At 72.0% G+C, this 23,213-nt stretch carries 26 protein-coding genes; 13 read left to right on the forward strand and 13 right to left on the reverse strand.

Going from position 1 to position 23,213, the window contains the following annotated elements:
• Positions 1-82: 82 nt before the first annotated feature.
• Positions 83-772: a response regulator transcription factor gene (locus ACWEQG_RS11240; RefSeq protein WP_363464933.1), complete on the reverse strand. Its 690-nt coding sequence runs from the start codon at positions 770-772 to the stop codon at positions 83-85.
• The gene (locus ACWEQG_RS11245) at positions 769-1,959 is read right to left on the reverse strand and encodes a sensor histidine kinase (protein WP_452283757.1); all 1,191 of its coding nucleotides are present in this window, start codon (positions 1,957-1,959) and stop codon (positions 769-771) included. The genes ACWEQG_RS11240 and ACWEQG_RS11245 overlap by 4 nt, the downstream gene beginning before the upstream one ends.
• A gap of 103 nt (positions 1,960-2,062) precedes the next feature.
• Between ACWEQG_RS11245 and phoU the strand changes: the two genes are divergently transcribed.
• A complete protein-coding gene (gene phoU / locus ACWEQG_RS11250; RefSeq protein ID WP_452283759.1) occupies positions 2,063-2,722 on the forward strand; it encodes a phosphate signaling complex protein PhoU in 660 nt (219 codons plus the stop codon).
• A gap of 106 nt (positions 2,723-2,828) precedes the next feature.
• Positions 2,829-4,268 (forward strand): hypothetical protein, encoded by a 1,440-nt coding sequence (locus ACWEQG_RS11255; RefSeq protein ID WP_452283760.1) that lies wholly within the window; start codon positions 2,829-2,831, stop codon positions 4,266-4,268.
• 45 nt (positions 4,269-4,313) lie between these two features.
• Here the strand turns inward: ACWEQG_RS11255 and ACWEQG_RS11260 are convergent, their stop codons facing one another.
• From ACWEQG_RS11260 to mshA, 3 genes are all read right to left on the reverse strand, one after another.
• On the reverse strand, positions 4,314-5,057 hold the full coding sequence (locus tag ACWEQG_RS11260) for a phosphoglyceromutase (protein ID WP_452283762.1): 744 nt from the start codon (positions 5,055-5,057) through the stop codon (positions 4,314-4,316).
• A 39-nt stretch (positions 5,058-5,096) separates the two neighbouring features.
• Positions 5,097-5,582 carry a type III secretion system chaperone family protein gene (locus ACWEQG_RS11265; RefSeq protein ID WP_030510371.1) on the reverse strand — a complete coding sequence of 162 codons (486 nt, stop codon included), beginning with the start codon at positions 5,580-5,582 and terminating at the stop codon, positions 5,097-5,099.
• A gap of 167 nt (positions 5,583-5,749) precedes the next feature.
• On the reverse strand, positions 5,750-7,033 hold the full coding sequence (mshA, locus tag ACWEQG_RS11270; protein ID WP_452283764.1) for a D-inositol-3-phosphate glycosyltransferase: 1,284 nt from the start codon (positions 7,031-7,033) through the stop codon (positions 5,750-5,752).
• Positions 7,034-7,161: 128 nt separating this feature from the next.
• Between mshA and ACWEQG_RS11275 the strand changes: the two genes are divergently transcribed.
• Genes ACWEQG_RS11275 through ACWEQG_RS11285 form a run of 3 tightly spaced genes read left to right on the forward strand, consistent with a single transcriptional unit; the run spans position 7,162 to position 9,312 of the window.
• Entirely contained in the window at positions 7,162-7,953 is a 792-nt protein-coding gene (locus ACWEQG_RS11275; protein WP_452283937.1) for an SDR family oxidoreductase, read from the forward strand.
• Positions 7,950-8,759: a class I SAM-dependent methyltransferase gene (locus tag ACWEQG_RS11280; RefSeq protein WP_452283766.1), complete on the forward strand. Its 810-nt coding sequence runs from the start codon at positions 7,950-7,952 to the stop codon at positions 8,757-8,759. Before ACWEQG_RS11275 ends, ACWEQG_RS11280 begins: the two co-directional genes overlap by 4 nt.
• Before the next feature lie 28 nt (positions 8,760-8,787).
• On the forward strand, positions 8,788-9,312 hold the full coding sequence (locus tag ACWEQG_RS11285; RefSeq protein ID WP_363461499.1) for a GNAT family N-acetyltransferase: 525 nt from the start codon (positions 8,788-8,790) through the stop codon (positions 9,310-9,312).
• A 17-nt stretch (positions 9,313-9,329) separates the two neighbouring features.
• On the opposite strand, the gene ACWEQG_RS11290 is transcribed toward ACWEQG_RS11285, so the two are convergent.
• On the reverse strand, positions 9,330-9,848 hold the full coding sequence (locus tag ACWEQG_RS11290; RefSeq protein WP_452283768.1) for an O-acetyl-ADP-ribose deacetylase: 519 nt from the start codon (positions 9,846-9,848) through the stop codon (positions 9,330-9,332).
• A 51-nt stretch (positions 9,849-9,899) separates the two neighbouring features.
• Between ACWEQG_RS11290 and ACWEQG_RS11295 the strand changes: the two genes are divergently transcribed.
• From ACWEQG_RS11295 to ACWEQG_RS11315, 5 genes are all read left to right on the forward strand, one after another.
• Positions 9,900-10,256 (forward strand): BlaI/MecI/CopY family transcriptional regulator, encoded by a 357-nt coding sequence (locus tag ACWEQG_RS11295; protein ID WP_363461495.1) that lies wholly within the window; start codon positions 9,900-9,902, stop codon positions 10,254-10,256.
• Positions 10,253-11,167 (forward strand): M56 family metallopeptidase, encoded by a 915-nt coding sequence (locus ACWEQG_RS11300; protein ID WP_452283770.1) that lies wholly within the window; start codon positions 10,253-10,255, stop codon positions 11,165-11,167. The genes ACWEQG_RS11295 and ACWEQG_RS11300 overlap by 4 nt, the downstream gene beginning before the upstream one ends.
• 84 nt (positions 11,168-11,251) lie before the next feature.
• A complete protein-coding gene (locus ACWEQG_RS11305) occupies positions 11,252-11,686 on the forward strand; it encodes a helix-turn-helix domain-containing protein (protein ID WP_363461491.1) in 435 nt (144 codons plus the stop codon).
• Between the two features lie 3 nt (positions 11,687-11,689).
• A complete protein-coding gene (locus ACWEQG_RS11310) occupies positions 11,690-12,058 on the forward strand; it encodes a hypothetical protein (protein ID WP_452283771.1) in 369 nt (122 codons plus the stop codon).
• A gap of 230 nt (positions 12,059-12,288) precedes the next feature.
• Complete coding sequence (locus tag ACWEQG_RS11315; RefSeq protein WP_310742274.1) at positions 12,289-12,648, forward strand: DUF2516 family protein; 360 nt, start codon at positions 12,289-12,291, stop codon at positions 12,646-12,648.
• 7 nt (positions 12,649-12,655) lie between these two features.
• Here ACWEQG_RS11315 and ACWEQG_RS11320 read toward each other — a convergent pair whose 3' ends face one another.
• Positions 12,656-13,627, reverse strand: a complete 972-nt coding sequence (locus tag ACWEQG_RS11320; RefSeq protein WP_452283773.1) for a magnesium transporter CorA family protein — start codon at positions 13,625-13,627, stop codon at positions 12,656-12,658.
• Between the two features lie 50 nt (positions 13,628-13,677).
• Positions 13,678-14,094 (reverse strand): VOC family protein, encoded by a 417-nt coding sequence (locus ACWEQG_RS11325; RefSeq protein ID WP_452283775.1) that lies wholly within the window; start codon positions 14,092-14,094, stop codon positions 13,678-13,680.
• A 110-nt stretch (positions 14,095-14,204) separates the two neighbouring features.
• Here ACWEQG_RS11325 and ACWEQG_RS11330 point away from each other — a divergent pair, with 110 nt between their 5' ends.
• A complete protein-coding gene (locus ACWEQG_RS11330; RefSeq protein ID WP_452283777.1) occupies positions 14,205-15,809 on the forward strand; it encodes a DUF2207 domain-containing protein in 1,605 nt (534 codons plus the stop codon).
• A 15-nt stretch (positions 15,810-15,824) separates the two neighbouring features.
• Here ACWEQG_RS11330 and ACWEQG_RS11335 read toward each other — a convergent pair whose 3' ends face one another.
• Positions 15,825-16,766: an asparaginase gene (locus ACWEQG_RS11335; protein WP_452283779.1), complete on the reverse strand. Its 942-nt coding sequence runs from the start codon at positions 16,764-16,766 to the stop codon at positions 15,825-15,827.
• A gap of 45 nt (positions 16,767-16,811) precedes the next feature.
• Between ACWEQG_RS11335 and dtd the strand changes: the two genes are divergently transcribed.
• The gene (gene dtd / locus ACWEQG_RS11340; protein ID WP_363461478.1) at positions 16,812-17,237 is read left to right on the forward strand and encodes a D-aminoacyl-tRNA deacylase; all 426 of its coding nucleotides are present in this window, start codon (positions 16,812-16,814) and stop codon (positions 17,235-17,237) included.
• Positions 17,238-17,273: 36 nt separating this feature from the next.
• Positions 17,274-17,792 (forward strand): VanZ family protein, encoded by a 519-nt coding sequence (locus tag ACWEQG_RS11345; RefSeq protein ID WP_452283781.1) that lies wholly within the window; start codon positions 17,274-17,276, stop codon positions 17,790-17,792.
• 8 nt (positions 17,793-17,800) lie between these two features.
• Here the strand turns inward: ACWEQG_RS11345 and ygfZ are convergent, their stop codons facing one another.
• From ygfZ to ACWEQG_RS11365, 4 genes are all read right to left on the reverse strand, one after another.
• Entirely contained in the window at positions 17,801-18,868 is a 1,068-nt protein-coding gene (gene ygfZ, locus ACWEQG_RS11350) for a CAF17-like 4Fe-4S cluster assembly/insertion protein YgfZ (RefSeq protein WP_452283783.1), read from the reverse strand.
• A 64-nt stretch (positions 18,869-18,932) separates the two neighbouring features.
• Positions 18,933-20,507, reverse strand: coding sequence for a SpoIIE family protein phosphatase (locus tag ACWEQG_RS11355; RefSeq protein ID WP_452283785.1), 1,575 nt, complete (start codon positions 20,505-20,507; stop codon positions 18,933-18,935).
• A complete protein-coding gene (locus tag ACWEQG_RS11360) occupies positions 20,500-22,218 on the reverse strand; it encodes an ATP-binding protein (RefSeq protein ID WP_452283787.1) in 1,719 nt (572 codons plus the stop codon). The genes ACWEQG_RS11355 and ACWEQG_RS11360 overlap by 8 nt, the downstream gene beginning before the upstream one ends.
• The gene (locus ACWEQG_RS11365) at positions 22,218-23,213 is read right to left on the reverse strand and encodes an ATP-binding protein (RefSeq protein ID WP_452283788.1); all 996 of its coding nucleotides are present in this window, start codon (positions 23,211-23,213) and stop codon (positions 22,218-22,220) included. Before ACWEQG_RS11365 ends, ACWEQG_RS11360 begins: the two co-directional genes overlap by 1 nt.

Raw genomic sequence — 23,213 nt, forward strand, 5'->3', positions numbered from 1 at the left:
CGATCCCTGAGCGACGACGCACAGGAGCCCCTGTCCCGGACGGACAGGGGCTCCTGAGACGTCGAGAGGGCCCGTACGGGACTCAGTCGTCGGCGGGGTCGAACTTGTAGCCCAGGCCCCGCACGGTCAGGATGCAGCGGGGGTTGGACGGGTCGGCCTCGACCTTGGCCCGCAGCCGCTTCACGTGCACGTCGAGCGTCTTGGTGTCACCGACGTAGTCGGCGCCCCAGACCCGGTCGATGAGCTGCCCGCGGGTCAGCACCCGGCCGGCGTTGCGCAGCAGCACCTCGAGCAGCTCGAACTCCTTCAGCGGGAGCTGCACCTGCCGGCCGCGCACGGCCACGATGTGCCGGTCGACGTCCATGCGCACCGGTCCGCCGGTCAGGACGGCCGACTCCACCTCTTCCACGTCGCCCTGCCTGCGCAGCACCGCGCGGATGCGCGCCACCAGCTCGCGGGACGAGAACGGCTTGGTCACGTAGTCGTCCGCGCCCAGCTCCAGGCCGACGACCTTGTCGATCTCGCTGTCCTTCGCGGTCAACATGATCACGGGCACCTTGGAACGCTGCCGCAGCGAGCGGCACACCTCCGTTCCGGGCAGGCCCGGGAGCATCAGGTCGAGCAGGACGAGGTCGGCGCCGTTGCGGTCGAACGCGTCCAGGGCCTCGGGGCCGGTGGCCGCGACCGCGACCTCGTACCCCTCTTTCCTGAGCATGTACGACAAGGCGTCCGAGAACGACTCCTCGTCCTCGACGACGAGTACCCGAGTCACTTAGCGGCCTCCTGGGGGATGGTCGTGCTTGGTACGGGGACCGCCTGACCGCCGAACGCGGGAAGGCGAAGAGTGAAGGTCGATCCGGAGCCTTCCTTGCTCCACACCGCGACCTCGCCTCCGTGCGCGACCGCCACGTGCTTGACTATCGCGAGGCCGAGGCCGGTGCCGCCGGTGGCCCGCGACCGGGCGGCGTCGACACGGAAGAACCGCTCGAAGATGCGCTCCTGCGCGCTCTCCGGGATGCCGATGCCCTGGTCGCTCACGCTCAGCTCGACGGCGTTCCCGGCCGGCCTGGCGCTGATGACGACGCGGGTGTGCTCGGGGCTGTAGGCGACGGCGTTGTCGATGAGGTTGCGCAGCGCGGTGACGAGCAGCTCCTCGTCGCCCCAGACCTTGAGGCCCTCGGTGCCGCCCGCGACGAGCGTGATGTCCTTGGCCGAGGCCTTCGTGTTGCACCGGTCGATGGCCTCGTGCACGGTCTCGTCGACCGGCACCTGCGCGGGCGCCGGTATGGGCTCGCCGCCCTGGATCCGCGACAGCGTGATCAGGTCCTGCACCAGGTAGGTCAGACGGGCCGCCTCGTGCTGCATGCGGCCGGCGAACCGCTTCACGGCCTCGGGATCGTCGGCCGCGTCCTGAACGGTCTCGGCGAGCAGGCTCAGCGCGCCGACCGGCGTCTTGAGCTCGTGGCTGACGTTCGCGACGAAGTCCCTGCGCACCGCCTCGACGCGCTGCCGCTCGGTCTGGTCCTCGGCGAGCACGAGCACCTGCCCGTGGGAGCCCAGCGGGGCCACCCGCACCGCGAACGACGTGGACTCCTGTCCGAACTTGCGGCCCGCCGTCTCTATCTCGCTCTCGCGGATCTCGCCGTCCCTGCGGACCTTCCTGGCCAGCGCGAGGAGTTCGGCGGCCATGAGGGACTCCCCGCGTACGAGGCCGAAGGCGCGGGCGGCCGAACTGGCGCGCAGGACCCGGTCCTCGCGGTCGAGCACGACCGCCGAGGAGGGCAGCACGGCGAGCACCGATGCCACTCCCGGAGGCAGGCCGTCGTCCACCGGCTCCTGGATTCGAGGCTTGTCCGCCTGCCGCCGGATCGCGAGCATGACGAAGGAGCCGGCGACGAATCCGCCCATCGCCGCCAAGCTCGCCAGCAACTCGTTCACATTCAGCAGCCTAAGCGGCATTTCCGGTTGGTCCACCTGCCCGACCTGGCCGGACTCCCTCTTTCCGGAAAAGTTCATCCGGCGGTCGGAATTCGTTCATCGGCCCGCGCGTAGCGTGGCGGCCATGCGCGACGCCTATCACGAAGATCTTGCGGCCCTGACCGACCGCCTGGTGGAGATGACCCGCCTGGTGCGGTCGGCCATGTCGAGGGGGACGACCGCCCTGCTCGACGCCGACCTGCAGCTGGCCGAGAGCGTCATCTCCCAGGACGCCGAGGTCGACCGGCTGCACCAGGAGCTCGAGGCCTCGATCTTCGAGCTGATGGCCACGCAGCAGCCGGTGGCGGTCGACCTGCGTACCGTCATCACCGCGCTGCGGATGGCCGCCGACCTGGAGCGTATGGGCGACCTGGCCGAGCACATCGCCAAGCTCGCCCGGATGCGTCACCCCGAGTCCGCCATCCCGGCCGAGCTGCGTGACACGTTCGTCGAGATGGGCGCCATCGCCGAGAATCTGATCACCAAGGCGGGCAGCTGCATCGCCTCCCGCGACATCGATCTCGCCAAGGAACTGGAGGAGGACGACGACGCGATGGACCGCCGTCACCGGCGGCTGTTCCGCGTCCTGCTCTCCAAGGACTGGGACCACGGCATCGAGGCCGCCATCGACATCACGCTGGCGGGCCGCTACTACGAGCGGTACGCCGACCACGCCGTACGCGTCGCGCGCGACGTCGTGTACCTCGTCACGGGTACGCGCGACGCGGACGCCCTCGCCGGCTGACGCGGCGGCGTACGGGGGGCGCGAAAGCCCCGGTCCTCGGGGGGCCGGGGCTTTCCGCGTTCGATCGCGCTCGATCTGTCGCCCATGCCGAATAGTCTTCGCTCTCGTGCCGAGACGATCATGGGCGCTCTGGGCGGCGGCGGCGCTGACCGCGGCGGCTCCCGGCCTCTACTACACGGTGGCGTCGCTGCTGACCGGCGACGACGGCGTCGAGAGCTACATCTCGATGTTCGTGTTTCCGGGCTCCTGCCCGGGCTGGGACACCTACGATCTGGTCTATTCCAGGGCACACGCGGTCGCCGGCTTCCCCCTCTTCTCGTACGGCGGGGGACCGCTGATCGTCCTGGGCTTCGCGGGCTGGTATCTGAGCGTCCGGAGAGCCCGGCCCGGGGTCGGCAGGATCGTCGCCCGTAGCGTCGCGGCCGTGCTGGTCGTCCTCAACCCGATCCCCGAGGCACTGCTCCCCGCCCTCGACGCGGCGCTCGGCCCCGGCTGCGCGGAGATGTGGGGGCCGCCCGAGCTGATGTCCCGGCAGGTCTGGTGGGGGCTCTACGACTGTGTCCCGCCGTTCCTCGTCCTGCTCGCCGTGCGGGCTCCCCGGCACCCGTACGTTCGGCGCGGCCCGGTAATCCGTACGACCGCCGCCGTCCTGGCGGTGACCGCGGTCGTCCTCGTCCCGGCGGCGTCGGCCGCACCCGGCGGGGTGAGCACCGAGCGGGAGCTCGACTGCGCCGGCTTCGGCGACGGCACGGTCAAGGGGCTCACCGAGACGGACAAACGCTTCCTCTGCGCGGTCCGGGGTTACGACCGCCCGTACGACTCCGGCGTGGAGGGGTGGGACGAGGTCTCCGACCAGGACGTCCTGGCCCAGGGGCACCACCTGTGCGCGCTGGCGACCCGGCACGGAGGAGACATCCGCGCCCGGGCGGTCCAGGAGGCGCCCCAGGCGTCCCTGGCGGGCATGCTCGCGGGCCTGTGCCCGGCCGTGGCCCGCGCGCAGCAGGCGGAGGCCGACCGTCAGCAGGCGGAAGAGGACGCGTACGTCGCCCAGAAGGAGCGGGCCTGCGCGGCACACCCCCGGCACCGGCCGAAGATCAGGCCGGTACGGCAGCGCCGGGCCACGATGTGGACGGAGTTCTGGACCATCGACGGCTGGGAGGAGGGCTACGAGGGCGATCCCCCGGACCTGGTCGAGGAGCTGGTGGGAAGCGGCCGGGGCACGCTGGCCATCTGGGCGGCCGACGAGGCCGGGCACGCGTGCGTGACCGTCGAGTCCTACACCCGGCGCCCGCCGCTGGAGACCAGAGGCTGGGAGGAGGTGGTCGAGGTGGAATACGAGAGCCCGTCCGGGTCCCTGGAACTGGTGGACGGCGACGGAACGAGCTTGACCGGGCTCACCACGCGCGGCCCGGGTTCGTACCGGGTCAGGGTGCATCTGCGCGGCCGAGAGCTCGTGACCCAGGTGATCGACGCCCCGGACGGCGCGGTGGAGCTCCTGGTCCAGGTGTTCCCCGGCACGGCGAAGAAACCGGTCGTCCACAAGTAAGGCCGCGCCCCCGGTGAGGGGCACGGCCTTCGGAAGCGGCAGGGATTACTTCTTGCCCTGGTTGGCGACGGCCTCGATGGCGGCCTTGGCGGCCTCCGGGTCGAGGTACTCGCCCTTGCCGACCGGGCGGAAGTCGGCGTCCAGCTCGTAGCGCAGCGGAATGCCGGTGGGGATGTTCAGGCCCGCGATGTCGGCGTCGCTGATGCCCTCCAGGTGCTTGACCAGCGCGCGCAGCGAGTTGCCGTGCGCCACCACCAGCACCGTGCGGCCCGCGGCCAGGTCCGGGGCGATCTCGTCATACCAGTACGGCAGCATGCGCCCGACGACGTCCTTGAGGCACTCGGTGCGCGGCACCAGCTCCGAGGGCAGCAGGGAGTAGCGGCCATCGCCGACCTGGGAGTACTCGTCGTCGTCGGCGATCGGCGGCGGCGGCACGTCGTACGACCGGCGCCACAGCATGAACTGCTCGTCGCCGAACTCGGCGCGGGTCTGCGCCTTGTCCTTGCCCTGGAGCGCGCCGTAGTGGCGCTCGTTCAGCCGCCAGGAGCGCTTGACCGGGAGCCACAGCAGGTCGGCCGCCTCAAGCGCGATGTTCGCGGTCCTGATGGCCCGGGTGAGCACCGAGGTGTGCACCACGTCGGGCCGGATCCCGGCCTCCAGGAGCAGCTGCCCGCCGCGCCGCGCCTCCTCCTCGCCGGCCGGCGAGAGTGTGACGTCCACCCAGCCGGTGAACAGGCCTTTGACATTCCATTCGCTCTCGCCGTGCCGCAGCAGCACCAAAGTCGCCATGCCGCCAATCCTATCGGCGTACGGCAGACCTCCCGTTGGTCAGGACTCGACCACCCGTGCGAACGCGCGGAGGTTGGCCAGCGACTCGCCGCGCTTGACCCGCCACTCCCACTCGCGCCTGATGGACGTCGCGAAGCCCAGTTCGAGGGCGCGGTCGAACGACTCGTCCGAGTAGGTGAGCACGCACCCGAGGACCCGGTCGATCTCCTCCTCGGTGACCGCGTCCAGCGGCAGCCGGCCCACCAGGTGCACGTCACCCGTGTCGTCGACGGCGAAGTGCACGCCGTACATCGAGCCGTTCTTGTGCAGCAGCCAGCGGTAGAACTCGGCGTGGTTCTCGTCGGGCTGCCGGCAGAAGAACGCCTCGATGTTGAGCGCCTGGTCGCCGACGACGAGCCAGGTCAGGGTGGCGAGCTTGTGCTGGCCCGGCAGCTTGACCAGGAACGCGCCCGGCTTCGGCCGCTCGTAGGACAGCTCGGCGGACTCCAGCGCCGACGCGATGACGGCTTCCAGATCCGGTCTCATGGTCACCACCCTAAGTCGTGTTTCAAAAGCCATGCCCTGCTGTGCGGGGGCGGCGCCTCGCGGCGTTGTCGTCGTCGCCCGTAGCCTCCGGCTACGAGCTCCTCCTCCGCCTTGCGATGCATCCACCTGGATCCCCGCTCGCGACGGGCAGCACTTTTTCAACACTCCTACGAGTTGACCGCGATGGGGGTCTGGTGGAGCTGGGCCATGGCGCCGGCGTACACCTCGGCCAGCCGGGCGGCGGTCGCCGACCAGCCGAAGGCCGTGGCGTGCCCCACGGCGCCCGCGGCGAGCCCGGCGAGCCGGTCCGGCCGCCCGGCGAGCAGGGCGAGCTCGCGGGCCCAGTCGTGCGGGTCGTGTCCCTCCACCAGGACGCCGGACACGCCGTCCTTGACGGCCGTGCGCAGGCCGCCGACCGCGGCCGCGACGACCGGCGTGCCGCACGCCTGCGACTCCAGCGCGACCAGGCCGAACGACTCGTTGTACGACGGCACCACGGTCACGTCGGCGGCCCGGTACCAGTCGGCCAGCTCCCGCTGCGGCGCGGGCGGCGCGAGCCGTACGACGTCGGCGATGCCCAGCTCGGCGGCGAGGTCGCTGAGCAGGGAGGGACGCGCGAGGCCGTTGCCGCTGGGCCCGCCCACGCAGGCCACGACGAGCCGCGACCGCAGTGAGGGATTCTCCACGAGCATCCGGGCGGCGGCCTTGAGCAGTACGTCGGGGGCCTTGAGCGGCTGGATGCGGCCCACGAACAGCAGCACGTGGGCGTCCTGCGGCAGCCCGAGACGATGGCGGGCGGCGCCCTTGGACTCCGGCTGGAAGACGGCGAGGTTCACGCCGGGGTTGACGACCGCCACCCGTTCGCGCGGCGCCCCGTAGAGGCTGATCAGCTCCTCGGCCTCGGCGGCGGTGTTGGCGACCAGCCGGTCGGCGACCTCCACGACCTGTTCCTCGCCGAGCACGCGCATCGCCGGCTCGGGCTTGTCGCCCTCGGCGAGCAGGAGGTTCTTCACCTTGGCCATGGTGTGCATGGTGTGCACGAGCGGCACGCCCCAGCGTTCCTTGGCCAGCCAGCCCACCTGGCCCGACAGCCAGTAGTGCGAGTGGATCACGTCGTACCGGCCGGGGTCGTACATCGCCTCGGTGCGCAGCACGCCGGACAGGAAGCCGCACAGCTGCCCCGGAAGGTCGGCGCGGTCGAGCTCCTCGTACGGCCCGGCCGTGACGTGACGTACGAGCACCCCCGGGCTCAGCTCGGCGACCGGAGGCAGGTCACGGGCGGTGCGCCGGGTGAAGATCTCCACCTCGATGCCCAGCGCCGCGAGACGTTTGGCGACCTCGAGGATGTAGACGTTCATCCCGCCCGCGTCCCCGGTACCCGGCTGGTCCAACGGGGACGTGTGCACGCTGATGGTCGCGACGCGGTTGACCCGACGCCGTAACACCGACACCCGAACCACCTCCGAAAGGGTTATAACCATCAAAATCATCACTGGATTCCCCGACATCGGTGAGCACCGGGGGTCCTGAGAGGATGTCGGCTGCCATCGGAGCAGCGTGGAAGGACGGAAGCGTGACGATGACCAATCCCGCGGCGACCAATCCCGCGGCGGCCGAGCCCGCGGTCAGGACCGCGGTGGTGACCGGCGCCAGCAGTGGCATCGGCGAGGCGACGGCCCGCCGGCTCGCCGCGGAGGGATACCGGGTCGTGGCGGCGGCGCGGCGGCGGGACCGGCTGGACAAGCTGGCGGCCGACGTGCCCGGCGTGCGCCCGGTGACGCTGGACGTGACCGACCAGGCGTCGGTGGACGCGCTGGCCGCCTCGCTGGAGCGCTGCGACGTCCTGGTGAACAACGCGGGCGGGGCGTTCGGCCTCGAACCGGTCGCCGGCGGCCGGGTGGACGACTGGCAGCGGATGTACGAGGTGAACGTGCTCGGCTCCCTGCGCATGACCAGGGCCCTGCTGCCGAAGCTCATCGAGTCGGGGGACGGCGTGCTGGTGATGCTCACCTCGACGGCCGGGCTGGTGTCGTACGAGGGGGGCGGTGGCTACTGCGCGGCCAAGCACGCGCAGACCTCGATGACCGAGACCCTCCGCCTGGAGCTGTGCGGCGACCCGGTGCGGGTCGTCGAGATCGCGCCGGGCATGGTGATGACCGAGGAGTTCGCCCTGACCCGCTTCCGGGGCGACGCCGAGCGTGCCGCCAAGGTCTACGAGGGCGTCCCCGATCCCCTGAGCGCGGACGACGTCGCCGACGTGATCGCCTTCGCGGTGACCCGCCCGTCGCACGTGAACATCGACAGGCTGGTCGTCCGGCCGCGCGCGCAGGCCGCCCAGCACAAGGTCCACAGGGTCGCATCGGGGACATGAGACCGGTCCGGCCCGTCGGCACGGTCACGCGGGGCACCACCGGGCACAACCGGCTGCGCCGCTGTGACCGCTGGATCACCGCCGTGTACGGCCCGCTGCTGCGCTCGGCCCGCGCGGGGACGGCGCCGCTGGTGGTGGACCTCGGCTACGGAGCGTCCCACGCCACGACGACCGAGCTGTTCACGCGGCTGCGCCGGGTCTGCCCCACCGTCGAGGTGGTCGGCGTGGAGATCGCCGCCGAGCGGGTCGCGGCGGCCAAGCCGTACGAGCGGGAGGGGCTGACGTTCGTCAGGGGCGGCTTCGAGCTGCCGGTGCCCCGCCCGCCGATGATCGTGCGCGCCTTCAACGTGCTGCGGCAGTACGGCGAGGCCGAGGCGTGGGAGCACTGGGACCGGCTGCGGGCCGGTCTGCATCCCTCGGGCGTGCTCGTCGAGGGCACCTGCTCGGAGGTCGGCCACCGGGCGACCTGGGTGGCGCTGGGCGCGCGGGGGCCGCGCACGCTCACCTTCGCGGCCCGCTTCACCGGCTTCGACCGCCCCTCCGACCTGGCCGAACGCCTGCCCAAGACGCTGATCCACCGCAACGTGCCCGGCGAGCGGATCCACGCGTTCCTGACGGACTGGGACCGCGCCTGGGCGACCTGCGCCTCCTTCGGCGCGTACGGCACCCGGCAGCGCTGGGCGAGGACGGCAGAGCTGCTGGCGCGGGACTGGCCGGTGGAGGCGACGCCGCCGACCGGCGGCCCCGGCCGCTGGCGGCTCGGCGAGCTCACCCTGCCCTGGAGCAGCGTCTCCCCCCGCGGCTGACGACCGGGGCGGTTGATAACGTCCGGCCATGCGCTTCGTCCTCGACCCGGAGATGACCCCCGAGCTCTTCGAGGAGCTCCTGAGCTGCTGGGCGGAGGTGACCAACGCGGACGGCGCGGTGGGATTCGTGCCTCCCGTGACGCCGGACGACATCAGGCCGACCGCGGAGAAGGCGTTCGCCCGCACCCGCTCCGCCGGCGGTCCGCAGGCCCCCGACAGCCTCCTCGCCGGCTTCGACGACGACGGCGTGGCGGCCTGGCTCATCCTCGGCGACAACGGCTCGGGCCTGCGGGCGCACTGGCGCTGGCTGCTGCGGGTCATGGTCCACCCCAAGCACCAGGGCAAGGGGTACGGCAGGGCGCTGCTGCTCGCCGCCGACGACGCCGCCAGGTCGCTCGGCCTGGAGGCGTTGCAGCTCACCTGCCGCGGCGGCACCGGGGTCGACCGCTTCTACGCGAGCGTGGGCTACCGGGAGGTCGGCCGTGTGCCCCGCTCGATCCGGGTGGCCCCCGGTGACGACCGCGACGAGATCTACATGCTCAAGTGGCTGTGAAACTTTTGGCCCAATGCTTATCCGATGTCCTGTAGGGCCGTCTCGAACACCGCATAGGCTGCGGTACTGAACAACACGAAGCGCACCTCTTCCACCACGGCCGGGGCTGCCTGCCGTACCGCGTTGATCGCGATGCGGGCGGCGTCCTCGACCGGCCACCGGTAGATCCCCGTGGAGATCGCGGGGAACGCCACCGTGCCGGCGCCCAGCCCGTCGGCGACGACGAGCGACTCCCGATAGCAGGAGGCGAGCAGATGGGATCGGTCCTCGCTCCGCGAGTGGACGGGCCCGACCGTGTGGATCACCCACCGCGCGGGCAGGCGGCCCGCGGTGGTCGCGACGGCCTGCCCGGTCGGCAGTCCCCTGCCGTACCGGGACGCGCGCAGCGCCCGGCACTCCTCCAGGATCTCGGGGCCGCCCCGCCGGTGGATGGCGCCGTCCACCCCTCCGCCGCCCATCAGGGACGAGTTGGCGGCGTTGACGATCGCGTCCACCCGCTGCTCGGTGATGTCTCCCTCGACCAGAACTATTCGCATGCCTCTCACCTCTCTACGGGACGTAGTACTACCCCGAGTAGGCTTGAAAACGTGAAGGGACTGGGAGAGCTCGAACGCAGCATCATGGACATCCTCTGGGCGGAGAACGCCCCACTGACGGCCCGCGAGGTGGGACGCCTCATCGAGGACCGCGACCTCGCGCCGACGACCGTGATGACCGTGCTCGACCGGCTGTCCCGCAAGGGCTTCCTCACCCGCACCCGCGACGGCCGCGCGTGGCGCTACCAGCCCGCCGCGAGCCGTGACGCGTACGTCGCCGAGGTGATGCTCGAGGCCCTGGACATGACCGGCGACCGGGACGCGGCGCTGACCCGCTTCGCCCGCGCCGTCTCCGGATCGGAAGCCGAGATCCTGCTGAAGGCCCTCACGGAGCTGGAGGAAGAGTGATCGCGGCGGCGGTCTTAGCGGCGCTCGCCATGGTGTGCGCGGTCGCCGCGTGGCGGCTGACCTTCGCGCGCTGGACTTGGCGTGCCCCGCGCACGGCGATCCTGTTGTGGCAGTCGCTGGGGCTGACCTGGGGGCTCGCCTCGACCGGCGCCCTGCTCGCCTTCGCGCTCGACCCCTACCGCAAGGGCGTCGTCCACGGCCTCGGGGAGTTCCTGCTGAGCGTGGAGTTCGGCGCGCGGACGCCGCACGACTACCTACGGCTGGCGGCGCTGGTCGCCGGTCTGTCGCTGCTCGCCGTACTGATCGCCCTGCCCCTCGCGGCCGGGGCGCAGACGCTGCGGGCCCGCCGCCGCCACCGGCTGCTGCTCGCGCTGGTCGCCCGGGACGAGCCGGCCGTGCCCGGAGTGCGCGTGGTGGACTTCCCCGGCGCCGCCGCCTACTGCCTGCCCGGACTGAAGTCGCAGGTCGTCATCAGCGACGGCACGCTCCACCTGTTGTCGTCCGCGGAGCTGGAGGCCGTGCTGGCGCACGAGGCCGCCCACGTGCGTGAACGCCACGACCTGGTGCTGCTGCCGTTCGCCGCGCTGCGCCGCGCGCTGCCCTGGTCGAAGCTGGTCAGCGACGCGCAGGAGTCGGTCGAGCTGCTGGTCGAGATGGCCGCCGACGACCGCGCCCGGCAGCGGTGCTGCCCCCGCAGGCTGGCCACCGCCCTGCTGCGCTTCGGCGCCTCGGCCGCGCTGCCGACGCCGCAGGGCGCGCTCGGCGCGTCCGCGCCGTCGAGCGTGATGGCCCGGGTCGACCGGCTCGTACGGCCCGAGGTGGCACTCCCGATCACCCACCGCTTCCTGATCCTGGCCGGATCGGTGGTGCTCGCCACCAGTGCCCCGCTGCTCTGGCTGCTTCCCGGCTGAACCGTTTCCTTGCCGAACCATGGGTGCTAGCTGGCGTTAGCCGCTCAGTTTGCAATTGCAAGCAGTGCGAGGCAGACTGGGGGCATGGAACTGCCCAAGGTCACCTCGCTCGGTGAGTACATCCGCCAGCAGCGGCAGCAGGCGAAGATCTCGCTTCGTCAGCTCGCCGCGCAGGCCGGGGTGTCCAACCCTTACCTGAGCCAGGTGGAACGGGGCCTGCGCAAGCCGAGCGCGGAGATCCTGAACCAGATCGCGAAGGGTCTGCAGATCTCCGCCCAGGCGCTCTACGTCCAGGCCGGCCTCATCGAGGACCGCGAGCCGCACAGTGACGTGCTGACCGCGATCCGGGCCGACGTCACACTCACCGGGCGGCAACGCCAGGTGCTGATCGATATCTACGAATCGTTCCGCAAGGAGAACCGGGCCGACACCGCCCAGCCGCCGCAATCGGCTGAGCATCTCGGGGACGACCCGGTTCTCCCGCGCGACGGCATTGCACCGGATTCGAGGGAAGGATAGCCCATGACCATCACGACCCAGGCCAAGAAGATCACGGAGTCCAAGCCGTTCTACGCGCTCACCGGCGCCGGGGACATCGCCGTGGAGAAGGCCCGCGCCTACGCCAGCACCGTGCAGGACAGGGCCGAGGCCGTCGCCAAGGACTTCCCGGAGAAGGCCAAGGGGTACGCCGACGCCGCCGCCGCCCGCTTCACCCGGCTGTACGACGACCTGGCCACGCGTGGCCGCAAGGTCGTCAGCCGCGTGAGCGGCGAGGCCGCGCTGGAGCTGACGGAGGTCTCGGAGGCCGCCGAGCCGGCGATCGCCGCCGAGACCACCGCCAAGCGGACCTCGACCGGCCGGACCCGCACCACCACCGCGGCCCAGAGCTGATCCGCGGCCCGCGCGAGTGACACCGCGGCGGCCCGCCTTCCCGCACGGGGAGGCGGGCCGCCGCCGTTACCGCCTGTTCTCCGTCCGGCCGCTCTCCGTCCGGGCTGCTCTCCGTGTGGCCGCTCTCTGTGCGGGCTGTTCTCCGTGCGGGCGGGATGTTCCCGGAGACCGGCCTCCGGCGCCCGCGCCACGTGTCGTCGCCGCCCATTAGTCTGGGGGCGTCAGCGACCGTGACCGTGTGGGAGAGTCCATTGTTCGGGCTGTACGGCATCCTCGACATCATCTTCTGGCTGCTTTCCGTCGGGGCCTTCGTTTTGTCCGGCTGGGCGCTGGTGCACGCCCTGCGGATCCCCTCACGCGCCTTCCCCGCGGCCGGCAAGCAGACCAAGCCGCTCTGGCTGATCATCCTCGGCCTCGCGACGCTGTTCACCTTCGCCGGCGCGATCAACTACATGGGCATGGGGATGGGGCTGCCCAACATCTTCACCATCGCCGCCGTCATCGCGGCGGGCATCTACCTCGCCGATGTGAAGCCCGCGGTCAACGGCTACCGCGGCGGCGGCAACCAGGGGCCGTACGGTCCCTGGTGACCCGCGCTCAGAGCCAGTCGCGGGCCCGGAACACCCGGTAGAGCGCGGCCGAGGCGACGACGATCAGCACGGTGGACGACCAGAAGCCCCACGGGTGCCCGAAGCCGGGAAACGGGATGTTCTGGCCGTAGAAGCCGGTGATCAGCGTGGGCACCGCGATGATCGCGGCCCAGCTCGTCACCCGCTTCATGATGAGGTTCATCCGGTTGCTCTGCATGGTCAGATGCGTCTCGCGGATGTTGCTGACCAGGTCGCGCAGCGACTCCGTCCACTCCGTGGCCCGCAGCACCTGGTCGTACACGTCTTGGAAGTACGGCGCCATCTCACCGTCGCCGATCAGGCCGTTGCGCCGCACGAGGGAGTTCACGGCCTCCCGCATGGGCATCACGATGCGCCGCAGCGTGACCAGGCTCTTGCGCAGCTCGAACGTGCGCCGCTGGTCCTCCGGACCGACCGGCCGGTCGCCGAACACCGTCTCCTCCAGGTCCTCCACCTGCTCGTCCATGGCCTCGACGGTCTCGAAGTGGCTGTCCACCACGTAGTCGAGCAGGCCGTGCAGCAGGAACGCCACGCCGTGCCGGGCCAGGTCCGCCCCCTCGTCCCAGCGCCGGATCACCTGCTCGACGGAGAAGTCGTCCGTCTGACGTACGGTGACCAGCGCGTTCTTCGTGACGAATGCGGCCGCGGGCGCGACCCGCACCCGGCCCGACTCGGCGTCGAAGGCCGCCGCGTAGACGCTCAAGAACATGTGGCTGTCGTAGACGTCGAGCTTGGGCCGTTGCCGGTGCTGCAGCGCGTCCTCCACCGCCAGGGCGTGCAGCCCCAGCTCCTCGCTGATGGTCTGCAGCTCCTCCTCGGTGGGGGCGCACATGTCGAACCACACCACGGCCGACGGGTCCTTGACGTGCTCGGAGACGTCGGCGACCGGAAAGCCCTCGGCCTCCAGATTCCCGTTCCGGTAGAGCCGGGTGTGTCCCATGGACGGCTAGCCTACCGATCCGGCGAACGCCCCCGAAGGGGCGCGTCGCGTCAGCCCTTGCCGAGCTGCTGGAAGCGGATCATGTTGCCCGCCGGGTCGCGGAAGGCGCAGTCGCGGACGCCGTACGGCTGGTCGACCGGCTCCTGCAGGACCTCGGCGCCGGCCGCGCTGATCTTCTCGAAGGCGGCGTCGCAGTCGGGGGTGGCGAAGACGACGGCGCGCAGCATGCCCTTCGCGAGCAACCGGCTCAGCGCCTCGCGGTCCTCCGGTGAGGCGGCCGGGTCGGCGTTGACGGTCTCCAGCACGATGTTGACGTCCGGCTGCGACGGCGGGCCCATGGTCAGCCAGCGCGCGCCCGCGTAGCCGACGTCGTTGCGCAGCTCGAGGCCGAGCACGTCCCGGTAGAAGGCGAGCGCGGCGTCGCCGTCGTCGACGATGATGTAGCAGTAGTGAAGGGTGAGTTCCATGCCCACAACGCTACGGACGGCGGTGTCCGCCGCGCTTCTCGATTCCTGACCGGTCCGATGGCCCATATCCGATCACTTGTGGAGTAACGGGACCGATAGGGTTGCGGCTCATGGTGGATCTCGCGCGCCGGCTCGGGCTGGCGGCACTGCTCGCCGTCCTCGCCGCCTCCCCCGCGCACGCCGTCACTGCGGCTTCCGCGCCTCTGGCGAAGGCCGAGGTGACGATGGAGCTCCGCGAGAACGGCGTGCTCCACGTGAAGGAGACGATCACCCCCGCCGGCGAGACGGTGCGGCGCACGCCGCCCATCCGGACCCGCTACGACGACGGTCACGACCGCGTCTACCGCATCTCGAACGTCAAGGGCGGCTCGTACGACGGGAAGACCCTGACGTTCAAGGGCACGGTGGAGTACGACGTGACCGGCGCCGTGACGCCCACGGCGTCGGGCGAGGAACTGCGCTGGTTCGCGGTGTCCGGCCCCGTGCAGGAGGCCGTCGTCACCGTGAGCGGACCCGGCCGGGTGCAGAACCTGTCGTGCTTCGCCGGTGAGCTCAGCGCCGCCATCGCCTGCACCGGCGCCTCGGTCGAGGAGACCGGCGCCACCGCCACCTTCGAGCAGCAGGGCCTCGGGGACGGCCAGACGCTGACGGTCGTCGTCGGCTACCCCAAGGGCGCGACGGGGGCCCGGCCGATCCTGGAGCGCAGGTTCGAACTGTCCACCGCGTTCACGCTGAACGCCGTGACCGGCGGCTCTCTGGCGGCGCTGCTGGTGCTGCTGCTCGGCGGCGTGGGGCTGCTGTACTGGACGCGGGGCCGCGACGCCCGCGTCGTCGGCAGCGAGTCCGCCCCGGTCAGCGGGCACCGCAACGGGCACTTCAGCCCGCCGGACGGCGTGCGCCCGGGGCAGATCGGCACGCTGTTCGACGAACAGGCCGACGTGGTCGACGTGACCGCGACCATCGTGGACCTCGCCGTGCGCAACTACCTGCGGATCGACGAGCAGCCGCGGCAGACCTACGACACCCCGGACTGGTGCCTGGTCAAGCTGCCCGGCGCCCGGATCGGCGACCTGCTGCCCTACGAGCGCGCCCTCCACGACGCGATCTTCGACGGCCGCGACCGGGTGCTGCTGTCCGAACTGCACGGGTCGTTCGCCGCCCGCCTGGCGACGGTGCGCGACGCGTTGTACCAGGACGTCGTGACGCAGGGCTGGTTCGCGCGGCGGCCCGACTCGACCCGGTCCCGCTGGACGACCCTCGGCCTGGTCGTCGTCGGGCTCGGAGTGGCCGCCACCGTCCTGCTCGCCTGGTTCACGACGTACGGCCTGCTGGGGCTCGCCCTGATCATCGCGGGGGCCGCGCTGGCCTTCGGCGCCCAGTACATGCCGGCCAAGACGGCGCAGGGCGCGGCGGCCCTGGCGCACACGCTCGGGTTCCGGGAGTACCTCGCCGGGGCGAACGTCGACGACGTCCCCGCCGGCCAGCGCGTGGAACTGTTCTCCCGCTACCTGCCGTACGCGGTGATCTTCGACAGCGTGGACCGGTGGGCTCGGGTGGTCAGCTCGTTCAACGGCAACGGACGGCAGACCGACCACCTGTACTGGTACCAGGGCCCGGCCGAATGGGACCTGTCCAGGTTCGCCGACTCCATGCGGACGTTCGTCATGACCACCTCCGGGGCGATCTCGACCTCCCGCCAGTTCCGTTCCCTGTAGGTCCCCGGGGAGCCGTCAGGCGGGACGGACCCGCACCTCGCCGACCGGGACCCCGCCGCCGAACAGCGGGGCGGTCGCGAGACCGGCCAGTTCCGGGGCGTCGACTCCGGCGGCGCGCAGCGCGGCGACCGTCACCGGAACGCGGGCCCGGCCGCCGCCGTCCACGATCTTCACAGCGCCGGCGCGGCCGTCGGCGTCGGCGAACGCGTCGAACGCCTCCGCGCCCGACTTCACCAGCAGCCCGGGAACGGCCCGCATCAGCAGGTTCTCCGCCCGGGTGGTGCCGCTCGTCCATTCGGGGTGCGCGCGCATCGCGTCGGCGACGCGCCGCTCCGCAGTGCCGGCGGGGGCGAGCGTGAGACTCCGGAAGGCACGCGCCACCCCCGCCATCGAGACGAAGAACAACGGCGCGCCGCAGCCGTCCACGCCGGTCGCCGCGACCCGCTCCCCGGTGAACTCCTCGACCGTGGCGCGGATGGCCCGCTGCAGCGGGTGGCCGGGGTGGCGGTAGTCGTCCACGGGCCAGCCGTTGACCACACAGGTGGCGAGCATCGCCGCGTGCTTGCCCGAGCAGTTCATGAGGATCCGGCGGGCGTCGCCGTGCTCCCGCAGGACCTGACGGCGCGCCTGCTCGTCGAGGGGCAGGTCCTCGGGGCAGCGCAGGAACGTCTCGTCCAGACCCGCGCCCGCCAGGATCTTCCGTACGCCGTCGATGTGGAAGGGCTCACCGCTGTGGCTCGCGGCGGCGAGCGCGAGCAGTTCGTTCTCGAGCGGCAGGCCGGCCCGGACCATCGCGAGCGCCTGCAGGGGCTTCATGGCCGAGCGCGGCGACGCGAGGCTCGACGTGTCGCCGCACACCAGGGCCGGCACGCCGTCCGCCCCGATCACGTGTACGCGGGCCCGGTGCACCGACTCGACGAACCCCGACCGGACCACCTCGACGAGCATCTCCGTCATGACGCGCAGTCTACGAAGCCCCCGGACATGGCAGAATTCGGGGCCATGCGTGCGGTCGTTCAGCGGGTCAGCTCCGCGTCCGTTGTGGTGGAGGGTCGGGTCGTCGGCGCCATCGACGAGCCCGGCCTGCTCGTGCTCGTGGGCGTCACCCACACCGACGGCCGGGCCGAGGCGGCCAGGCTCGCCGCCAAGCTGTGGGGGCTGCGGATCCTGCACGGCGAGAAGTCCTGCTCCGACATCGGCGCGCCGCTGCTGGTGATCAGCCAGTTCACGTTGTACGGCGACGCCCGCAGGGGCCGCAGGCCCACCTGGCAGGCCGCCGCGCCCGGCCCGGTGGCCGAGCCCCTGGTCGAGGCCGTGGTGGCCGAGCTGCGGGCGCTCGGCGCGCGGGTGGAGACGGGCGTCTTCGGCGCCGACATGAAGGTCACCCTCACCAACGACGGCCCGATCACCCTCGTCGTGGACGTCTGACCGCCGGTCCCGCGCCCCGCCTGGCATCATGATCGGATGCAACAGGCGTGGGGCACGTGGGGACACGTCGTCGTCGCGGCCGTCTGCGCCGTTCCCGCGGCCGTTCTCGCCGTCCTGCTCCTCACCCGTCACCGCGTCCGCCGGGGCCATCCCGCTCCCCGCCGTACGGCCGCCGCGGACGTGGTCATGGTGGCCGGAACCCTCCCCTGGATCTGGATGATCCTCACGCCGGGGACCGGGTCGGGGGTGCACGTCGTTCCCCTGGTGGACCTGGCGGGTCAGCTCGCGGTGTTGTCACCCGGAGCGGCCGTCGTGCAGATCGGCGGCAACCTCCTGGTCTTCTCCGCGCTCGGCGCCATGCTGCCGGTCCGCTCCGCGCGCTTCGCCTCGCTCGCGGCGGTGGCCGCCGTCGCGGCCACCGCGTCGCTCGCCGTCGAACTCCTGCAGTTCGGCCTGCGGCTCGGCCGGGTGAGCTCCGTGGACGACGTGATCCTGAACGCGGCGGGCGCCGTGCTCGCCGCGCTCTGCACCCGGCGGTGGTGGGCCCGCCGCTGAACGGAGGGCTATCGGATGCGCCGGCGGAGGGCGGGGTCGATCTTCACGTTCCGCCCGGCGTCCGGCGGCACCACGACCTCCTGGCTCGCGGCGACGCCGCCTGCCAGCAGGTCGATGTCCACCGGGACCGTCCGCTTCACGACCGCGAGGGCGATCGGGCCCAGCTCGTGGTGGCGGGCCGACGACCCCACGAAGCCGATCTGACCGGGCTCGGCGGAGCCCTCCACGGCGGCCTCCGGCTCGGCCTCGACCGGCGTGCCGACGCCGAGGGTCACCGGGGCGCCGTGCGGGGGCAGCTCGTCCACGCTGCCGTCGAGATGCAGGAAGACCAGGCGGCGGGGCGGATGGCCGAGATTGTGGACCCGGGCGACCGTCTCCTGCCCCCGGTAGCAGCCCTTGCTGAGATGGACGGCCGCCTCGATCCACCCGACCTCGTGGGGGATCGTCTTGTGGTCGGTCTCGAACCCGAGCCGGGGCACGTACGCGGCGATGCGCAGCGCCTCGTAGGCCCACAGGCCGGCGGGCCGCAGGCCCAGCTCGTCCGGGAGGCCGCCCAGCCGCTCGCGCGGCACGAGCACGTCGCCGCCCATCGCGACGGCGCCCTCCACGGGCACGCCGGTCGCGGCGGGGCTCTCGGCCGACGCGGGCGGGGCGACCGAGACCACCGCGTAGTCCGCGGTGACGTCGGCGATCTCGACCCGCAGCATGAACCGCATCTTCTCGAGGAAGGCCACCAGCTCGGCCGAGGTGCCGGGCTCCACGTGGGCCCACACGGCCTCGCCGTCGTCCACGAGCGTGAGATGGTGCTCCACGCGGCCCTGCGGGTCGAGCAGCAGCGTCTGGGTGGGCGTGCCCGGCTGGAGCGTGTCGAGCCTCTGCGAGCTGAGGTCGTTGAGCCAGCTCAGCCGGTCGGGCCCGCTGATCCGCACGACCTCGCGATTGCTCCGGTCGACCAGCGCGCGCCCGCCGGCCAGCGCCCGCTGTTCCGCGAAGGGATCACCGTAGTGGGCCGCGACGGTCTCGTCCGGCGCCTGCGCGGCCACCGCGCCGTGTGTGTCAAGCAATGGGCTCCGCATGCGTCCAAGGCTATTCGGTCCCCCGCCGCCGTCGTGGCGACGCCCGCTCCCCTGTGGACAACCGTCAGAACGGCACGCGACGGAGGGCGACCAGCGCCACGTCGTCCTCCCGTGCGCCGAAGGTGGCGATCAGCCGGTCGCAGAAGCCCTCCAGATCGTCGCCCACGCCCTCGGCCTGCTGACGGGCGACCTCCAGGCTCTCGTCCAGCAGTTTGTCGCGGTCCTCGATCAGCCCGTCGGTGAACAGCAGAACGGTGGCGTCCTCGGGCAGCCGGACCCGGTCCACCCGATACCGCTCTTCGGCCACGCCGAGCAGCAGGTTGCCGAACCGGTGATAGGCCGCCCCCTTCCCGGCCAGCAGCGGCGGGATGTGCCCGGCGTTGACGATCTCGGTCTCCCCCGTCGCGGGGTCGATCAGCATCAGGCAGACGGTCGCCGTCATGCCGGGGTGGTAACGCCGCAGGACCGCGTTGAGCAGGGCCATCGACCGGGCCGGGTCGACGGCGTCGATCACCGACGCCCGCAGCGCGTTGCGGAGCTCCGCCATCACGGTGGCGGCGTGCAGCGAGTGGCCCTGCACGTCGCCGAGCGCGACCAGCACCCGATCGCCGAGGGGCAGCACCTCGTAGAAGTCGCCGCCGACTTCCACACTGTCCACCGCGGGCCGGTAGCGCACGCTGACCAGCAGGCCGGGGGTCCGGGGGATCTCGGCGGGCAGCAGGCTGCGCTGCAACGTGAGCGAGATCGTGTGCTCCTCCGCGTACGCGCGGGCCGCGTCGACCGCCAGCGCCAGCGCCTGGCCGAGCTGCCGCAGCAGGCTCCGCTCCTCGCCATCGAGCGGCGAGCCCGTCTCCACCCCCAGGAACACCGGCGACCGGCCCGTCTTCGTACGGCACAGCACGCCCGACACGCGCGCGACCACGTCGCTGTCGGGGACGACGCGGGCCCACGTCTCGTTGTCGATCTCGAAGACCCGCACCCCGGCGGACTGGCCGATCGAGATGGTGCTCAGCCGCTCCAGGGTGTCGGGGTGGACCGGCCTGGGCGCCGCGGGCTCGCCCGGCCGGGCCGCGAACCTGCGCAGCCGCCCGCCGGGCTGGACCGCCATCACCCGAGAGTAACGCTCCAGCAGCCGGGAGCAGCCCTCGGCCGCCACCGCCAGCAGCCCTTCGAAGTCCTCCGCCTCGTTCATCGCCAGCGTGATCTCGGCCAGCTCGCTCAGCCGCTGCGCCATCCGCTCGGCCCGCTGCCGCGCCCGGTAGTACCGCAGGGTCGCCCGGACCGTCGCGGTGAACTCGTCGGGCTGGATGGGCTCCGACAGGTACGCGTCGGCTCCGCGCTCCAGTCCTTCGGCCCGGTCGGCCGGGGTGATGGCGTTCCCGGAGACCTGGATCACCGGGATCGAGGCGGTCCGCGGGCTCGCCTTGATCTTCTCGCACACCTCGATGCCGCTCAGGTCGGGCATCCGTACGTCGAGGACGACAAGGTCGGGCCTGAGCGCGTCGACGACGGCCAGTGCCTCCTCGCCGCCGCCGGCCTCGACGACCCGGTGCCCGGCGCGGCGCAGCCAGCTCGCCAGGATGTACCGCTTGGTGGGGACGTCGTCGACGACCAGCACCGTCGCCGCGGCGTCAATCATGGGCCCCGCTCCCCCACGTGTGCCCCTGCTTGTCGCGCACGGCCTCCCGGATCGCCTCCAGCAACTGGTCCCTGCGCAGTCCGTGCTTCGGCAGCACCGGGTGGGCCGCCACCGGATGTTCGGACACCACGGACACGACGACCGCGGGGATGCCCCGCAGGGTCTCGTCCTCGGACATCTCGTACAGCAGCGCCGTACCGTCCAGGCGCGGCATGAGCAGGTCGACCAGGACCACGTCCGGAGGGCTCTCGCGCATCATGCCGAGCGCCTCGACCCCGTCGGCGGCCTCGTCCACCTCGGCCGCGAACCCGAAGAGCATGCGCCGCGCCACGGCGCGGAACCCCTCGTCGTCGTCGGCCACGAGCACCCGGCCCGCCTCCGGCGTGGTCATCCGGTGCGGCACCCGCAGCGTGGCCGCGGTGCCCTCGCCCAGCCTGCTGTCCAGCTCCAGCGAGCCGCCGATCGCCTCCGCGAGCCTGCGGGCGTACGGCAGGCCGAGGCCGGTGCCCTTCGCCCTGAGCTGCAGCGACCCGGGCACCTGGAAGAACTCCTCGAAGACGCGCTCCAGGTGCTCGGCGGGAATGCCGACGCCGGTGTCGGTGACGGTGAAGACCGCCTCCGCCGTCGAGGGGTCCACCACCACTGTCAGCCGCACCTGTCCATACTCGGTGAACTTCAGCGCGTTCGACAGCAGGTTGCGCAGGATGGTGGTCAGCATGGTCTCGTCGACGAACAGCTCGCCGACCTCGTCCGACACGTCGACCGACAGCTCGACCCCCTCGGCCCGCCCGGCGGGGTGGAGCGTCATGCGCAGCCGCTCGGCCAGGGCGACCACGTCCACCATCGACGGCTGCGGGTCCAGCCGTCCGGACTCGGCCTTGGCCAGGTCGAGCAGTTCGCCCACCAGCGCCAGCAGCGTCTCCGCCGAGCTGCCGACGAGGGTGATCTGGTGCTCCTGCTCCTCGGTGAGCGGCTCCGCGCCCGAGCCGAGCAGCAACCTCACCAGGCCGATGATCGAGTTCAGCGGCAGCCGCAGCTCGTGGCTCACGCTGGCCCAGAACCGCTGCCTGGCCTCTGCCGCCTGGCGGAGCTGGGACGACTTCTCGTCGAGCTCGGCGTACAACGCCACGACGCCGCGGTTGGTCTCCTCCAGCTCGGCCGACAGCTGGTTGTACAGCGCCAGCACGCCCTGGTTGGTCTCGGTCAGCTCCGCGTTGAGCCGCAGCACCTCCTCCAGGGTGCCGGCCAGCTCCCTGTTCTGCTCGCGCAGCACGTCCATCGCCGTGCTGGGCGGCGACCGGCGGGCCAGCTCCTCGCGGATGCCGTCGAGCGACCGGGTCCTCTGCCCGGCCACGCCCTGCCCGGCGTGCTCGGGCACCCGCTTCACCAGCGTGACGCACCGGTCCTCAGTAGAGAGCGCGACCTGGTCGACCATGCGGCCGGCCAGCTTCAGGCCCTCGCCCGGCCGCACGTCGCCGCCGTCGTGGTAGTTCACCGTGATGACCAGGCGATCCCCACGCAGGTCGAAGACGACGTCGCTCTGCGCGCCGTACGCCAGCGCCTCGCGGCCGATCTCGCTGAGCGCGGTCGCGACCCGGATCTGGTCCTGTGATTCCAGTCCCACGAGCTCGGCGATCTGGCGGCCCAGCTGTCGTACGGCGAAGACGTCCTGCTCCCTGCAGATCTCCGCGCGGGTGAGAACCTCGCCCATCACTGCCCCTGTTTCACGGTGACGACGCAGGCGTCATCCCGGCGGCTGCCCGCGTCGCGCAGCAGGGTCGCGCCCACCACGGCCGGGGAATGGGCGAACAGCCCGGGGAAGGAGGCCGGATCCCAGCGGTCGGTGAGACCGTCGGTGTGCAGCACCACCGTGGCGTGCGGCGGCAGCGCGTACTCGTACTGCCGGGGCTGCCTGCCCTTGTGCCCGGCGATGCCGGGCAGCGAGAGCATCCCCTGACGCCCTTCTGCCTGCGCGATCCAGCCCGAGACGTTGCCCAGCCCGGCGAACGTGACGTTCTCACGGCCGACCCGCACCACCGCGACCGCACCGCCCCGGGTGTGGCCCAGCCCCCGGTGCAGGCGTTCGAGCGCGGCGGCCGGAGGGGCGTGCGGATCCTCCATGAAGATCCGTACGGCCTCGCGGGAGGCGTGCGCGGCGGCGCCGCCGTGGCCGAGCCCGTCGCAGACGAGCACGCTGATCGCGTCGCCCGCGTCGGCGAAGGCGAAGGCGTCGCCGCAGACGCTCTCCTCGCCGATCGGGCGGCGCAGCCCGCTCACCCGCAGCGGCGGGCCGGGCAGACCGTCCCGGGTGAAGTGCAGGACCAGCACCGTCCCCCTGCCGGGCATCGAGTGGACGTCCCAGCCCGTGGCCATGCGGGCGATCGCCCCGAGGCCGATGCCGAGCGTGCCCGAGGTGGAGTAGCCGTCCCGCAGGGCGCGGGCGAGGTCGGCGATCCCGGGGCCCTTGTCCACGGCCACGAGTTCGATCGCCCCCGGCCGTTCCGGATGAGGGCGGACCAGGACGGCGCCCTCCTCCGCGTGTTTGACCAGGTTCGAGACCGCCTCGGTCACCGCCACGGCGACCTGGCCGGTCCGGTTCTGGTCGAATCCGGCGGCGGTGGCCAGCGCGACGGCCGTCCTGCGCACCGCGCCGATCACACTCGGGTCGTTGGTGCGGATCCAGACGTCTTCGTGCCGGTGCGTCAT

The organism is Microbispora sp. NPDC004025, from assembly GCF_053604425.1.